This is a genomic window from Stenotrophomonas maltophilia (assembly GCF_001274595.1).
Lineage (GTDB): Bacteria > Pseudomonadota > Gammaproteobacteria > Xanthomonadales > Xanthomonadaceae > Stenotrophomonas > Stenotrophomonas forensis.
In genome coordinates this window covers 2,664,124-2,677,382 of record NZ_CP011010.1, presented here as the reverse complement: position 1 = coordinate 2,677,382, position 13,259 = coordinate 2,664,124, and the positions used below count along the sequence as shown (strand labels likewise).

15 protein-coding genes are annotated in these 13,259 nt (G+C 68.5%); 8 read left to right on the top strand and 7 right to left on the bottom strand.

Translation table 11 applies throughout. The features are described 5' to 3' along the window. Position 1 precedes the first annotated feature (1 nt). Genes VN11_RS12270 through VN11_RS12260 form a run of 3 tightly spaced genes read right to left on the bottom strand, consistent with a single transcriptional unit; the run spans position 2 to position 3,569 of the window. Positions 2 to 1,039 carry an ABC transporter substrate-binding protein gene (locus tag VN11_RS12270; RefSeq protein WP_053449932.1) on the bottom strand — a complete coding sequence of 346 codons (1,038 nt, stop codon included), beginning with the start codon at positions 1,037 to 1,039 and terminating at the stop codon, positions 2 to 4. Continuing rightward, positions 1,036 to 1,578 carry a DUF2478 domain-containing protein gene (locus VN11_RS12265; RefSeq protein WP_053449931.1) on the bottom strand — a complete coding sequence of 181 codons (543 nt, stop codon included), beginning with the start codon at positions 1,576 to 1,578 and terminating at the stop codon, positions 1,036 to 1,038. The genes VN11_RS12270 and VN11_RS12265 overlap by 4 nt, the downstream gene beginning before the upstream one ends. 2 nt (positions 1,579 to 1,580) lie before the next feature. Beyond that, complete coding sequence (locus tag VN11_RS12260; RefSeq protein WP_053449930.1) at positions 1,581 to 3,569, bottom strand: TonB-dependent receptor plug domain-containing protein; 1,989 nt, start codon at positions 3,567 to 3,569, stop codon at positions 1,581 to 1,583. A 183-nt stretch (positions 3,570 to 3,752) separates the two neighbouring features. Between VN11_RS12260 and VN11_RS12255 the strand changes: the two genes are divergently transcribed. Beyond that, on the top strand, positions 3,753 to 4,556 hold the full coding sequence (locus tag VN11_RS12255) for a TOBE domain-containing protein (protein ID WP_053449929.1): 804 nt from the start codon (positions 3,753 to 3,755) through the stop codon (positions 4,554 to 4,556). A gap of 316 nt (positions 4,557 to 4,872) precedes the next feature. Here VN11_RS12255 and VN11_RS12250 read toward each other — a convergent pair whose 3' ends face one another. From VN11_RS12250 to VN11_RS12235, 4 genes are all read right to left on the bottom strand, one after another. Next, a complete protein-coding gene (locus VN11_RS12250) occupies positions 4,873 to 6,402 on the bottom strand; it encodes a diflavin oxidoreductase (RefSeq protein ID WP_053449928.1) in 1,530 nt (509 codons plus the stop codon). Continuing rightward, entirely contained in the window at positions 6,399 to 6,827 is a 429-nt protein-coding gene (locus VN11_RS12245; protein WP_005409905.1) for a PAS domain-containing protein, read from the bottom strand. The genes VN11_RS12250 and VN11_RS12245 overlap by 4 nt, the downstream gene beginning before the upstream one ends. A 185-nt stretch (positions 6,828 to 7,012) precedes the next feature. Beyond that, positions 7,013 to 7,327, bottom strand: coding sequence for an AzlD family protein (locus tag VN11_RS12240; RefSeq protein WP_049437576.1), 315 nt, complete (start codon positions 7,325 to 7,327; stop codon positions 7,013 to 7,015). After that, positions 7,324 to 8,058 carry an AzlC family ABC transporter permease gene (locus tag VN11_RS12235; protein ID WP_053449927.1) on the bottom strand — a complete coding sequence of 245 codons (735 nt, stop codon included), beginning with the start codon at positions 8,056 to 8,058 and terminating at the stop codon, positions 7,324 to 7,326. The genes VN11_RS12240 and VN11_RS12235 overlap by 4 nt, the downstream gene beginning before the upstream one ends. Before the next feature lie 126 nt (positions 8,059 to 8,184). On the opposite strand from VN11_RS12235, the gene VN11_RS12230 reads away from it, so the two are divergent. The 7 genes from VN11_RS12230 (at position 8,185) to gspG (ending at position 13,258) form a co-directional block, all read left to right on the top strand. Further along, positions 8,185 to 8,649 (top strand): Lrp/AsnC family transcriptional regulator, encoded by a 465-nt coding sequence (locus VN11_RS12230; protein ID WP_008265929.1) that lies wholly within the window; start codon positions 8,185 to 8,187, stop codon positions 8,647 to 8,649. Between the two features lie 522 nt (positions 8,650 to 9,171). Then, positions 9,172 to 9,852, top strand: a complete 681-nt coding sequence (locus VN11_RS12225; protein ID WP_053449926.1) for a TonB C-terminal domain-containing protein — start codon at positions 9,172 to 9,174, stop codon at positions 9,850 to 9,852. 16 nt (positions 9,853 to 9,868) lie between these two features. Further along, a complete protein-coding gene (locus VN11_RS12220) occupies positions 9,869 to 10,399 on the top strand; it encodes an RNA polymerase sigma factor (protein ID WP_006449274.1) in 531 nt (176 codons plus the stop codon). Between the two features lie 69 nt (positions 10,400 to 10,468). Beyond that, on the top strand, positions 10,469 to 11,449 hold the full coding sequence (locus VN11_RS12215; RefSeq protein ID WP_053449925.1) for a FecR family protein: 981 nt from the start codon (positions 10,469 to 10,471) through the stop codon (positions 11,447 to 11,449). Between the two features lie 58 nt (positions 11,450 to 11,507). Beyond that, positions 11,508 to 12,059: a hypothetical protein gene (locus VN11_RS12210; RefSeq protein ID WP_053449924.1), complete on the top strand. Its 552-nt coding sequence runs from the start codon at positions 11,508 to 11,510 to the stop codon at positions 12,057 to 12,059. A 119-nt stretch (positions 12,060 to 12,178) separates the two neighbouring features. Then, the gene (locus VN11_RS12205; protein WP_053451324.1) at positions 12,179 to 12,763 is read left to right on the top strand and encodes a hypothetical protein; all 585 of its coding nucleotides are present in this window, start codon (positions 12,179 to 12,181) and stop codon (positions 12,761 to 12,763) included. A 57-nt stretch (positions 12,764 to 12,820) separates the two neighbouring features. Then, entirely contained in the window at positions 12,821 to 13,258 is a 438-nt protein-coding gene (gene gspG / locus VN11_RS12200; protein WP_053449923.1) for a type II secretion system major pseudopilin GspG, read from the top strand. Position 13,259 lies beyond the last annotated feature (1 nt).

The following is a 13,259-nucleotide window of genomic DNA, read 5'->3' as shown; positions in this document are numbered from 1 at the left end:
CTCAGGCGTTCGCCTGCAGGCTGCGTGCAAGCGCGGCGGGCAATGGCTGGCCCCACAGCAGATGATGCAGCGCGCTGATGCGCCCGCGAAGGGCAGCAGGTGCAAGCGAGGGCGTCGCGCCGGGATGCAGCCTGGACAACAGCCACGGCAGGCCAGGCAGGCGGTTGATGCCGGGCGGGCCATCCAGCCAACCGAACGGCAGCACCGGCGCGCAGTACAGCCGCGCGTCCCGCACGGCGCGCAGCGCACGCCAGCGCGGATCCTGTGCGGCATGAGCGGCGAAGCCAGCATCCTGGGTCAGGATCACGTCCGGGTCCCAGGCCAGCAGTTGTTCGAATGAGACGCGGGCCAGGCCGCCGGCACCGGCACTGGCCGCCACATTGCGCCCGCCACAGAACTCGATCACTTCGGTATTGATCGAGCCGGAAAGGCCGCTTTCCAGGCCATCGCTGCCGCGCCCGTAGTAAACGCTGGGCCGCGCCGCCTCCGGACGCGCCGCCAGTACCTCGCGGACCAGCGCCAGTTGCGCTTCGGCTGCCTGCGCCAAGGCTTCGCCGCGTGCGGCCACGCCAAGCAACCTGCCGACGTGGCGCAGCTGCGCTGGATGATCAGGCAGGCGCCCGGCAATCAGCTCGAAGGGAATCGCGGTCTGCTTCCACACCCGCTCGGCCGCGTCGCGATAGCTGGCGTCGAAATCTCCTGCATCCAGCACCAGGTCCGGCTGCATCGCGAGCAGGCGCTCGAGGCTGACCGTACTGACGCGCCCGGCCAGGCGGCCGACCACCGGCAATGCACGCACGACCGCCGGCAGCTGCGCCAGCGCGTCGGGCGACACCTTCATCGGCCAGCCGAGCAGGCGCTCGGGCGCCACCGCAGCCAGCAGCACCGCGGCCGGTGGACCGGCCGCAAACACGCGCCTGGGTGTGGCCTTGGGTGCGCCCAGCCGCAGCACACGCTGTGCCGGCATCGCCAGCAGCTCGGCACCGGCGGCCAGCAGGGGCGCCAGCGCGAACGCCTGCAGCAGGGCGCGCCGCCTCATGCGGCCGCGTCCGGTGCGGTACGGCAGGCATCCCACCAGGCTTGCAGTGCCGCGTCCTCGGCCGGCAGCTCGACGGCCATGCCGCCGGTGAACTGCCGCCATGCGTCGAGGTAGGGCAGCTTCACCGCGGTCAGCAGCGGGATGCCCGCCAGCATCAGCGCCAGCAGCTCATCGGCCATGCCGCCGCCTTCCGATTCCAGCGTGCCGAAGCGGTTGGCGATGGCCAGCTCGGCATGGTCCTGCAGCGCCCGGCGCAGCACCACGCTGGCATCGGCGATGCCGCCCGGGTCGAGGTTGCAGCCACACGAGGCCGGGCCCAGCGCCTGGCTGATCGGGTAGCGTGAAGCGGGATCGGTCACGTCCATCAGCGCCATGCGCTTGCCGCCGTTGGCCGCGGGCTCGTGCGGCAGGTGCACCAGCCCGCGCACGCGGTGTCCGGCGGCCAGCTGGCGCGCGGCGAAGGCGGCCAGCAGTCCATCGGGCTCGCCGCTGTGGTCATGCACGATCGCCGCGATGCGCGGTGTCGAGGACGCGGTCATGCTCAGAACCTCCAGTTGGCATTGGCGAACCAGGTACGCCCCGGCATCGGGTAGCCGTCGGCCAGTTCGTACCATCTGTCACCGATGTTGCGCACGCCGAGGTCGAAATCCCAGGCCTCGCGCGGGCTCCAGCTGGCCTTCAGGCCGGTGATGCCGTAGCCGGGCAGCGCACGTACCGGTCGCGCCGCGTCGGCGTAGCTGACCTTGCGGCCCTGTTCGGCGTCCAGCGTGGCCTGCAGTTTCCACTGCGGCAGCAGCTGCCAGCCTACCGCCATGAACAGCCGCTGGCGTGGGCTGTCGAGCAGGGCCACGTTGCGGTCCTGCAGGTTGGTGCGGCGCAGCCAGGTGTAGCTGGCCTGCAGGTCCCAGTCGTCGCCGATGCGCTGGCGCAGGCCCAGTTCCACACCCTGGTGGCGGGCCTTGCCGATGTTCTGCGCCTGGTTGCAGGTGCTGCCGCCGCACTCGCGCGACGCCACTACCGCGTTCTGGATCAGATCATCGATGCGGCTCTGGAACAGGGACGCCTGCAGCTGGCCGCCTTCCCACCAGCGGCCACGCAGGCCCACTTCGAAGTGGGTGGCGTGCTCGGGCTTCAGGTCCGGGTTCGGCAGGGCCGCGCCCATGCGCGCCGAGTAGCGGTCCTTGATGGTCGGGAAGCGCGTGCGCCGCGCCACGCTGGCGTACCACTGCTGGTCCGGCGCCAACTGCTGCACGTACTCCAGTACCGCATTGGTGGCATCAGCGCTGCCGGTCGGCCAGAAGTACACGCGCTTGGCGTCGCGGCGGTCATGGCCGACCCCCACGCGCAGGTGCGAGGTATCGGTCAGTGCGATGCGGTCCTCGATCGCCACCGAGGTGGTGACATCACGGAAGTTCTTGGTCGGCGAATGCGGATTGCGCTCGCTGTGCTGGTCTTCCTTGTAGTGGATCGCGAACTGCAGTTCCTGGCGCGGCAGCGCCGTCGTGGCCAGGGTCACCGAGCCGCCCACGGTGCGGTCGTCGTAGATGCTGGGGAAACTGCTGTTGTCCATCGCCACCTGGTAGGTGCCGTCGGTATAGGCGTCCAGGCCATTGCCATAGGTATCGCGGTAGACGCGGGTGCGCAGCGTGGTGTGCTCGCCCAGGCGGGTGTTGCCGATGAAGTACAGGCTGTCCTTGTCCCACCACGGCCAGCGCCAGTAGCGGATGCCGCTGCGCGCGGTGCCGGTGTAGACCGGGTTGTCCTTTTCGCCGTCCTGGCGCGCGTAGCCGATCGCGTACTCGTCACCCTCGCGCGGGGTGTAGCCCAGCTTGAACGACAGGCGGCGGTCGTCGCGCGAGGCGTTGCGGCGGTCCTTGCCGGTGTCGGTGGGCACCCGCTTGTAATCGACGAAGCCCTTCGGCAGCGGGAAGTCATCGGCCTTCAGGATCGATGCGCCGAGCTGGAAGTACCAGTCGCCGCGGCGGCCGCCAAGATTGAACGCCGCCTTGCGCTCGCCACCGTCGGCGATGCCCAGGCGCACATCACCTTCCAGCGGGCGCTCGGGACGGCGGCTGACCAGGTTGATCGCACCGCCCAGGATGTTCGGCCCGTACAGCAGCGAGGCCGCGCCGCTGGCGACCTGGATCTCGGCCAGGTCGAAGGTGGTGAAGCGGCCGAAATCCACGTAGCCGTCATAGGGCACGTAGAGCGGGATGCCGTCGAGGAACACCGGCACCTGGCGGGCATCGAAGCCGCGCAGGTAGACCATGTCCTCGTTGCGCGAGTTGCGCGCCAGGCTGACGCCCGGCAGCACGCTGACCGCATCACCGACCGTGTTGCGGTCCAGCTGCTGGATGCGCTCGGCGTCGAGGCTGCGTTCGGCCACGGTGGGCGAGGTGCCGCGTTCGGCATGCACGTCGATGGTGCCCAGGGTGAATACCGGCGGCGGCGAGGCGGTGTCGGCGGCGGCGGTGGCGGCCAGCGGCAGCAGCAGGGCAGACAGGGGTAGAACGAAACGACAGGTACGCATCCTCGCGAGTCCTCGGGTTCGTTATATCCAAGATGATATAACGGTTGGCAGGGGTCAACTTGATGACCGACCCGGGGATTCTCGGCGCCGGCCGGCGCGGCCACCTTGATCGATATCAAGCCCGGTGCAGGGGAGCGACGCCGTACACTGGCCGTTCGCGCGCAACGCAGGAAAACGAGCACCATGAGCGAGGCCGGGCCACCGTTGGAACTGCAGGGCAACCTGTGGCTGAGCATTGCCGGGCAGAGCGTGGGGGGCCGCGGGCGCTTCGCGCTGTTGGGGTTGATCGATGCCTGCGGCTCGATCAGCCAGGCCGCCAAGCGCATGGGCATGACCTACAAAAACGCCTGGGATGCGGTGGATGCGATGAACACCGCCGCCGGCGAGCCGCTGGTCGTGCGCAGCGTGGGCGGACGTGGAGGAGGCGGTGCGCAGCTGACCGAGCGCGGCCACCAGCTGATCGCCCGCTTCGAAGAGGTCGAGCGCGCGCACCGCACCTTCCTGCAGTCGCTGCAGGCCACCCCCGGGCTGGACGAGGATCTGGCCCTGATCCGGAGAATCGGCATGATCACCAGTGCACGCAACCAGTTCCATGGCCGGGTCAGCGCGCTGGCCACCGGTGCGGTCAACGACGAAGTGCAGATTGAAGTGGCGCCGGGGCTGGCGCTGGTGGCCACGATCACCCACGGCAGCGTGGAGGCATTGGGGCTGGCGGTGGGCGTGCCGGCCTATGCGCTGGTGAAAGCTTCGTCGGTGATCGTCGCGCAGGGGGAGGGGCGTTATTCGGCACGCAACCAGTTCAGTGGCAAGGTGGACCGGCTCACCGAGGGCGCGGTGAACGATGAGGTGGTGGTGGACATCGGCCACGGCTGCAATGTGGTGGCGGTGATCACGCGCACCAGCACCGCGGCGCTGGAGCTGCGCGAAGGCAGCGCGGCGACGGTGCTGTTCAAGGCGTCCAGCGTGATCGTCGGCGTGCCGATGTAGATCGACCTTCGGTAGTGCCGGCCGCTGGCCGGCAGCTTCATGGTACGAAGCGCAGCCGGCCAGCGGCCGGCTCTACTCAAGGCGTCCAGTGTGATCGTGGGCGTGCCGATGTAGAGCGATCTTGGGTAGAGCCGGCCGCTGGCCGGCAGCTTCATTGATCGAAGCGCAGCCGGCCAGCGGCCGGCTCTACCCATGGTGTCCAGCGTGATCGTCGGGGTGCCGATGTAGCGCGATCTTCGGTAGTGCCGGCCGCTGGCCGGCAGCCTCGTGATGTGAAGATCAGCCGGCCAGCGGCCGGCTCTGCCCGACGGACGGGTCAATACAGTTCGCAGTGGGTGCGGCCTTCGCTGCGGAGGGTGTCCCAAAGGCCTTCGCCGCCGATGCCATCGATCGCGTCGCGTATCGCGCCTTCCAGGTGGCGCTTGTTGCCGCACAGGTACAGATGCCCACCACGGGCCAGCACATCGCGTACCTCGCTGGCACGCTGCTGCAGCACATGCTGCACATAGACCTTGTCGGCCCCATCGCGCGAGAACGCGGTATGCAGGCCAGCCAGCGCGCCGCGCGCGTGCCAGTCCTGCAGCTGCTCGCGGTAGAGGTAATCGTGTTCGCGGTGCTTCTCGCCGAACACCAGGTGCACTTCACGTTCGCAGGCGGTCGCCTGCAGTTCCTGCATCAGGCCCATCAACGGCGCGATGCCGGTACCGGTGCCGACCAGCAACAGCGGTGCTTCGCTGCTATCGGGCAGATGGAAGCCCGGATTGGAGCGGCAGTACACACGGGCGTGGTCGCCGCCATGCAGCAGGCTGCCGGTGGCGGTGCCAACGCGCTCGCGGCCGCGCAGGGTGTAGCGCACCTCGCGCACGCACAGGCTGAGCTGGTCATTGCAGGGGTGCGAGGCAATCGAATAGGCACGCGGCAGGCGTGGCGACAGCAGCTCGCGCAGGCGCGCCAGCGGAACACTGTCCGGGGTGGCGTGATCCTGCAGCACATCCAGCAGGTCCAGGCCGTGCAGGTACGCCTCCAGTTCGCGCTTCTGGCTGACCTTCAGCAGGCCCTTCAAGGTTTCGCTGCCACCGAGCCGGGCCAGTTCGCGCAGCACGTTCTTGCCCAGCAGGCGCAGCTCGCGGTCGTGCAGGGTGGCCACGGCGGCGGCGTCGCCGTACCAGGCGGCCAATGCCTGCAGCAGGGCCGGGTCGTTCTCCGGCACCACGTGCAGGGTGTCGCCGGCCCGGTAGGCCATGCCGCTGCCGGCAATGTCCAGCTGCAGGTGCCAGGCCGCGGGATCGCTGCTGTTCAAGCGGCGGCGTTCAACGATGCGCGCGGCAAAGGCGTTGTCTTCGCCATAGGCGGTCACCTGCAGGCGCAGGTCGTGGCCGGCGGCGGGGTTTCCGTCCAGCACCTGGCCGAGCACCGGCTGCCATTGCTGGAAGAACTGCTCGTAGCCGAGATCGGCATCCACGCGGTGCAACAGCGGTTGCGCCTGGCGCTCGCTCAGCGCGGCATCCAGCGCCTTGGTGAAGCCACAGAAGCGCGGGTAGCCGGTATCGCCAAGCCCGAATACCGCATAGCGCAGGCCGCTCAGCGTCGGGGTCTGGCGCAGTGTTTCGAAGAACTGCTCGCCGTTGGCCGGCGGTTCTCCGTCACCGAACGAGCTGGAAATCGCCAGCAGCACATCGCCGTGGCCGAGGCTGGCCACGTCGATGTCGTTGAAGGGAAGCACCTGCGGCGCGTGCGGCTGCAGGTCCGCGCCCAGGCGCTGGGCCAGGGCGCGGGCATTGCCCGACTCGGACGCGAAGCCCACCAGCAGGCGGCTGATGGCGGTGCTGGTCGGGAGGGCGTTCACGCGGCCTCGTAGAAGTCGTCGAACTTTTCCTTGCTGAACTCGACCAGGTCGTAGTTCTGCATCAGGTCGTTCACCACGCGGCGGATGCTGATGTACGAGGTGATGTTGCCGTCGGCGTCGAACAGCGGCTGCACGGTGGTGTCGACCACATAGAGCACGCCGCCCTTGCCCAGGTTCGGCACGATGCCGGTCCAGGTCTTGCCGGCCTTGATCGTGTCCCACATATCCTTGTAGACCGCCTTGGGCACGTCGGGGTGGCGCACGATGCTGTGCGGCTGGCCGATCAGTTCTTCGCGGGCGAAGCCGGTAAGCGTGCAGAACAGGTCGTTGGCGTAGGTGATGTTGCCCTGCAGGTCGGTGGTGGAGATCACCATGACGTTCTGCATGGCGTTGAGGAGCTGGGCGTTGTCGGGGGTGTAGCTCATCGCAGGGTCCTTGTGGATGCCGGAAACGCCGGCGTGTTCGGGTCCTGCATAGGAATACGCCCGCGCGGCGGCGGGCGATTTGATATTGGTCAAGTGACCGACGGGATCGGCTGCGACCGGGTGTCGCAGGGAGTTTCCTGTGGAGCCGAGCAAGGGCTCGGCTCTACCCAGGAAGGGCGGGCGCGTCAGCCCATCAGGTAGCGCAGTACACCCGCCGAGGCCACGCCGATCAGCACCGTCGGCAGCATCGACAGGCGCGTGGCGGCCAGCAGGGTGATTGCCAGCGCCGCCAGATCGGCCGGCTTGTCGGCGACGAAGTCCGGTGCGATCACCGAGATCAGCACGCAGCCGGGTGCGGCTTCCATCACTGTTACCGCGCGCTTGCTCAGCGTACGGTTGCGCAGCGCCAGGAATCCGACGATGCGGGTGAGGTAGGTGGCGGCCGCCATCAGCACGATGGTCAGCACTGAGGTCCAGTGGATCAAGCCATTGAAGATCATGGCGCGTCCTCCGCCAGCAGCCAGGCCGCCGCCAGACCGGCCAGCGCACCACTGGCGACGTACCAGGCACCTGGCACCAGCAGGTAGGTGGTGGCGGCCACCACCAGGCTCACCAGCCAGGGCCGCGCGGCCTTCATGCCTTGCCACATGCCCCGCAGCAGCACCAGGAACACGGCGGGGAACGCCATGTCGAAGCCGTAGGCGTGGATGTCGCCCAGCATCGGGCCGACGATCGCGCCCAGCGCGGTGCAGGCCACCCAGACCGTGTACAGGCCGGCCGAGACGCCCAGATAGTAGGCCAGGCTGAAGCCGAGGGCGCGGCGGCGTGCGTCGGCCACGCCCATCGCCCAGCTCTCGTCGCACATGAAGAACAGCGCGGGCAGCACCCGGCGGCGCGGAAGGTGCTGCAACAGCGGTGCCAGGCTGGCACCCATCAGCAGGTGGCGGCTGTTGACCAGCGCGGTGATCGCCACGATCAGCGCGATATGCGGCGGCGAGGTCCACAGCTCGACCGCGGCGAATTCCGAGCCGCCGGCAAAGTTGAGGCCGGTCATCAGCGGTACTTCAAGGGCGGTCAGGCCCTTCTGTGCGGCCTGGGCGCCGAGCACCAGGGCGAAGGGAATGAAGCCGATCATCACCGGCACGGCGGCGCGCAGGCCGCGCAGGAATTCGGCACGCGGGGCGGTGTCGCAGGCGGCGTCAGGCAGGGGGAGGGTGGTACGGGCGTCCATGGAACGACACAACTGAGTGGGGTGGCCCATCCTAGCGGTCCAATCACGAAATCGGGTTGCGTTGATGCCATTGAATTAAGGAAGATTGGAATTTCCTGCGGCCATAGTCGGAACGGATGGAATTTCATGCAGTACCAGCTCGACAATCTTGATCGGCGCATCCTCGACGCCCTGCAAGGGGACGGACGCCTGCAGAACCTGGAGCTGGCCCGTCAGGTGGGCCTCTCGCCGTCGGCCTGCCTGCGCCGGGTGCGGCTGCTGGAGGAAGGCGGTTACATCGACCGCTACGTGGCGCTGCTGAACGAGGCCAAGGTCGGGCGGGGGTTCACCGTATTCGTGCGGGTGTGGCTGCGCGGGCAGGACGAGGACACCACCAATCACTTCATCAACAGCATCAAGTCTTTCCCAGAAGTGCTTGAATGCCATCTGATGGCCGGTGACTGCGACTTCCTGCTGCGGGTGGCGGTGGCCGACCTTGATGCCTATCGGCAATTCCAGATGCAGCACCTGAACCGGATTGCCGGGGTGCAGAACACCAAGACCGAGATTCCGATGCAGCGGATCAAGCAGACCACCCGCCTGCCGCTTTGAGGGGTGGGGGCTGGCCGGGTTGCACCCGGCACCCGCGGTCGCGCCGGCCGCTGGCCGGCAACCCCAGCAGCAATAGCAACAGCAGCGGGCATTCCGTGTGTTGGCGGGGTGGGTCCGGTTGCAGGGGACGCCGTGAACCCGTCCTTGGGGGCTTGGCCGCGGCATCCATGCCGCGGACACCCCTGCAACCGGACCCACCCCGCCTTCGACAGTTCCCCGCGAGGTGCCGGAACGGCACGAGCTGCTCTTGGCGGGTGTCGACCTTAGGTGCTCTTGGCAAGTGTCGACCTCAGCTGCTCTTGGTGGGTGTCGACCTTGGTCGACACGCTCTGGTCGGCATGGGGCCGGATGCCGTTGCTTCACAGCGGGCTCCGCGCAGCCGGGCTCGCCCTCGGCCGTGGGCGCTGGTCATCGCAATGACATGTGCTGCCGGTACGGTTTGAACCCGCTTGCTGGTCGCGCGGGCCGGGGTTCCGGTCGTGCCGCGCGTGCACTGCAGCTGCTGTCGCTGCCGAGGGTCATGTGTTCTACGTCAGGGGGCTGAATGGACACCATGCGGTCAGAACTTGGAGGGTGGCCATCGCCGCATGGCTGCTGTTGTCCTTCGCGGCCGCCGCACAGGACGGTGTTCATGCCTACGACATCCCGGCGCAGCCGCTGGAGCTGGCCGTCGAGCGCTTCAGTGTCATCAGCGGGTGGTCGGTGATGTATCCGGGTGACCTTGCCGCAGGGCGCAGCAGCCATGCGCTGCGTGCCAGCCTGCCGCCGTTGCCTGCGCTGCAGGCGCTGCTGCAGGACACCGGCATCGAGGCCGAGGTGATCGGCGAGCAGCGCGTGGTGCTGCGCCGGGGCGCGCAATCCGCGAATGAAATGACGAGCGGCAGCGAACCTGCCGACGCCGAGCGGCGCCGTCGCTATGGCGATGTGCAGCAGCGCCTGCGCGAGGCGTTCTGTGACGACCCGGGCATCGCGCCGGGCCGCTATGCAGCAACGCTGCGCTTCCGCATTGACAGCGACGGCCAGGTGCACGCGCCCGAGATGGTATCCGGCAGTGGCAATGCAGGCCGCGACGCACGCCTGCTGCAGGCGCTGGCGCAGCTGGTGCTGGCGCTCGATGCCGCCGCGCTGCCGCAGCCGGTGACGCTGCAGATCCGACCTTCCGGCATCGACCACGACTGTGGCCGGCGCTCGCCCCTTCCATGACTTCAAGGATTCGAACATGAGCAACGGTACGGCTGGGGCAGTTGACCTGATGGACCACCTTCTGGGGGCCTATGACGAGCTGAAGCGGCGCCTGGTGCGCAAGCTGGGCTCGGAGGAGCTGGCAGGCGACGCGCTGCAGGATACCTGGATGCGCCTGAGCGCCCGCCGCGATCGGCTGGACGCGGTGCAGAACCCGGCGGCCTACCTGCTGCGCATGGCGATGAACACCGTGATCGACCGGCAACGTGCCGACCATCGGCTGCTGAGCCTGGATGAGGTGGATGCGCTGATGGACCTGGCCGATCCGGCGCCGGGCCCGGCGCAGGCCGCGGAACTGGACTTCGCGTTGCAGGACATGGTCGCCCTGCTGCAGCGCATGCCCGAGCGCCGCCGCCGCATCCTGCTGGCCATCCGCGTCGATGGCCTTCAGCAGCGGGACGTGGCCGAGCACCTGGGCGTGTCGCTGCGATTGGTGCAGCGCGAACTGAAGGCGGCCCAGGACTACCTGGCCGAGCGCAGCGGGCAGGGGCGCCAGGTGCGGTTCTGAGCGCCGGCATCCGTCTACACTTTGACGCCGAGCAGAACCCCGCAGCGTGCGGGTCCGGCATGAGCCCCCATGGACGCTGACGATCGCCCGCAACGCCCGCTGGATGCCGTCGAGCGTCAGGCGCATGCGTGGGTGGTGCGGCTGACCTCGGGCGAGGCCACCGCCGCCGATGGGCGCAGGTTCCGCGCGTGGTGCGACGCCGATCCCCGCCATCGGGAGGCGTTCGGCCGTGCACGGCGGCAGTGGGACCAGGTGCGGCTGGCGGGCGAACAGCTGCCGGCCGCGGCACGCCAGCCGGTCGCACCGGGCCGTGCACAGCGATGGAGCCGGCGTGCCTTCCTTGGCGCTGCCATTGCCGCGCCGGCCAGCCTGGTGGTGGTCGCCGCGATCCGCCCGCCGCTGGGCCTGTGGCCGCCGGTCACGGCAATGGCCGCCGATTTCCACACCGGCACCGGCGAGCGCCTGCAGATCACGCCGGTGCCGCAGCTGAAGATCGATCTGGATACGCAGAGCAGCCTGCGCCGTCGCGCCGCAGCCGAAGGCGAGGGCTTTGAACTGGTGCAGGGCCAGGCCGCGATCGAAACCCGGGCCGGCCTGCGCCTGGCGTTGTTTGCCGGGCCTGGCTGCGTGATTGCCGACGAAGGTGCGGTGCGCCTGGACGTGCGCAACACCCACGGCCAGGTGCGGGTCACCTGCCTGCACGGCAGCGCCCGCATCGAGCACCCGCAGGGCCGCCTGCAGCTGCAGGCGGGGCAGCAGACCCGCTACGACGAGCGCCTCAGTGGCGTGGTGGCCGAGGCGGTGGCCTCGGAGGTAAGCGCCTGGACCGAGGGCATGCTGGTATTCCGCCGCGCACCGCTGCGTGAGGTGGTGGACGAGATCAACCGCTACCGCCGCGGCAGGATCGTGCTGGGTGAGTCGGCGTTGGCACGTGCGCCGGTCAGCGGCCGCTTCCGCATCGATGATCCCGACGCGGCCCTTGAACAGCTGCGACAGTCGATGTCGCTGGATCTGCGTCGCTTTCCGGGTGGCATCGCCGTCCTTGGTTAGATGATGACGCTGGCCCCGCGCTTCACGCAGGGCCGTTGCAAGCAAGGAGAGGCCAAGGGTGCGCAACGAGACCATCGGTGTGCTGGATCTGCGTCGCAATCTGTCGGCGTTGCTGGAGACCACGCAACGACGACCGTTGATGGTGCATCGCTATGGATCACCGTGGGTGTGCGTGGTCTCCGAAGCGCAATGGCAGCAGCAGGCGGTGCTGCTGGAGTTCGATCCGCAATCGCATCCGTTGGCGATGCTGCTGCGCCTGCAGCAGCAGGTACTTCCGCTGCCAGAGGCGGGTGCGCTGGCGCCCGCGGCGATGGCAAGGGCGCTGCTGCTGATGGGCATGTACGCAATCGATGAGCTGGCGCAGCTGCACGACCAGGTGCAGCACCATCGGCTGTGGCACTGGTTCGTCGCTGGCGGCCACGGGATGATGGAGGGCTGGCAGCTTCCGCCGTTGCGTGTTGCGATGGCGTCATGGCTGGATGACGTGGCGATGACCGATGCGCTGGCGGCCTTCGCGCAACGCAGCGAGGTGGCCGTGCTGGCGCGCCGCTGTGGCGGCGACGTGCCGCGCCTGGAGCGCGAAGCCTGCAGGCGGATGACGCTGCGATGACGCCGATGAGGAAGCGCTACGCAGCGCACAGAGAGGCATTCGCGCTGTCGCTTCATCCGCCCTGCCGACGTCTTTCCTGAGTACGGCGCATCACGCGTCGCAGAGCGCAGGCGATGCCGATGGCAGACAGTCGCAGTGTCACCATGCTGGAGCTGGACCGGCACCTGAGCCAGTCGCTGGAGCAGGCGCGGCATGCGCCGATGAACGTGCAACGCTATGGACGCTCGTGGGTATGGGTGCTGTCCAGCGATGCGTGGGCGGATGCTGCGCGTTGGGCAGCGCTGGACAGCAGCACGCATCCGTTGTTGGCCCTGCGCAGGGTGCTTGATGCGCAGTTGCGGCCCTGGCCCGAGACTGTCATGAACCTGCTGCCGTTCGATGCGGGCGATACGCGCGCGCTGCAACGCGCCGCGTTGCTGGTGGTGATGCGCGATCTGAACAGCGCGCAGCGGGTGTTCGATGACCTGCGCTACCACCAGGCCTATCGGTTGTTCGTCGGCCTCGGTCACGGCACGGCATGGTCGCCGATGCAGTGCGTGCGGCTGCTGCAGGCATGCGCGCAGCCGCTGCTGCGTGCCTGTATCGAAGACACGCTGGGCGAAGTGCCTGCACCACTGCTGGAAGCCGCGTGCGTGCCTGCAATGCGCGCAATGCCACAGCAGGTGCAGGCACTGCGAATAGCAGGCGGATGTTTATCGTACTGACACATGCACCGCTGACCATGGCGCAGCGGTCTCTTCCAGGATGACGGGGGCGGAACAATGGCAAGGCAGGTTCGTGGTCGCTGGGCTCGGCAGCAGGGTTTCAGCCTGATCGAGATCATGGTGGTGGTGGTGATCATCGGCATCCTCGCTGCGTTGATCGTGCCGCGCTTGATGGATCGCCCCGACCAGGCGCGGGTGGTGGCGGCGCGGCAGGATATCGCTGCGTTGATGCAGGCATTGAAGCTGTTCAAGCTGGACAACGGACGCTACCCCACTGCCGAGCAGGGGCTGAAGGCACTGGTGACACCACCGCAGGGCGGCGGTGCAATGCCGGTGGCCCCCTATCTGGACCGCCTGCCGGACGACCCCTGGGGCCATCCCTACCAGTACCAGATTCCCGGCAGCCACGGCGACATCGATGTGTTCTCGCTGGGCGCGGACAGCAAGCCGGGCGGCGAGGCCGGTAACGCGGACATCGGCTCCTGGCAGCTGTGAG

Excerpts from the sequence above, each read along its gene's own strand:
- VN11_RS12270 (WP_053449932.1), bottom strand. The coding sequence starts at position 1,039 with ATGAGGCGGCGCGCCCTGCTGCAGGCGTTCGCGCTGGCGCCCCTGCTG.
- VN11_RS12265 (WP_053449931.1), bottom strand. The coding sequence starts at position 1,578 with ATGACCGCGTCCTCGACACCGCGCATCGCGGCGATCGTGCATGACCAC.
- VN11_RS12260 (WP_053449930.1), bottom strand. The coding sequence starts at position 3,569 with ATGCGTACCTGTCGTTTCGTTCTACCCCTGTCTGCCCTGCTGCTGCCG.
- VN11_RS12255 (WP_053449929.1), top strand. The coding sequence starts at position 3,753 with ATGAGCGAGGCCGGGCCACCGTTGGAACTGCAGGGCAACCTGTGGCTG.
- VN11_RS12245 (WP_005409905.1), bottom strand. The coding sequence starts at position 6,827 with ATGAGCTACACCCCCGACAACGCCCAGCTCCTCAACGCCATGCAGAAC.
- VN11_RS12240 (WP_049437576.1), bottom strand. The coding sequence starts at position 7,327 with ATGATCTTCAATGGCTTGATCCACTGGACCTCAGTGCTGACCATCGTG.
- VN11_RS12235 (WP_053449927.1), bottom strand. The coding sequence starts at position 8,058 with ATGGACGCCCGTACCACCCTCCCCCTGCCTGACGCCGCCTGCGACACC.
- VN11_RS12230 (WP_008265929.1), top strand. The coding sequence starts at position 8,185 with ATGCAGTACCAGCTCGACAATCTTGATCGGCGCATCCTCGACGCCCTG.
- VN11_RS12220 (WP_006449274.1), top strand. The coding sequence starts at position 9,869 with ATGAGCAACGGTACGGCTGGGGCAGTTGACCTGATGGACCACCTTCTG.
- VN11_RS12215 (WP_053449925.1), top strand. The coding sequence starts at position 10,469 with ATGGACGCTGACGATCGCCCGCAACGCCCGCTGGATGCCGTCGAGCGT.
- VN11_RS12205 (WP_053451324.1), top strand. The coding sequence starts at position 12,179 with ATGGCAGACAGTCGCAGTGTCACCATGCTGGAGCTGGACCGGCACCTG.
- gspG (WP_053449923.1), top strand. The coding sequence starts at position 12,821 with ATGGCAAGGCAGGTTCGTGGTCGCTGGGCTCGGCAGCAGGGTTTCAGC.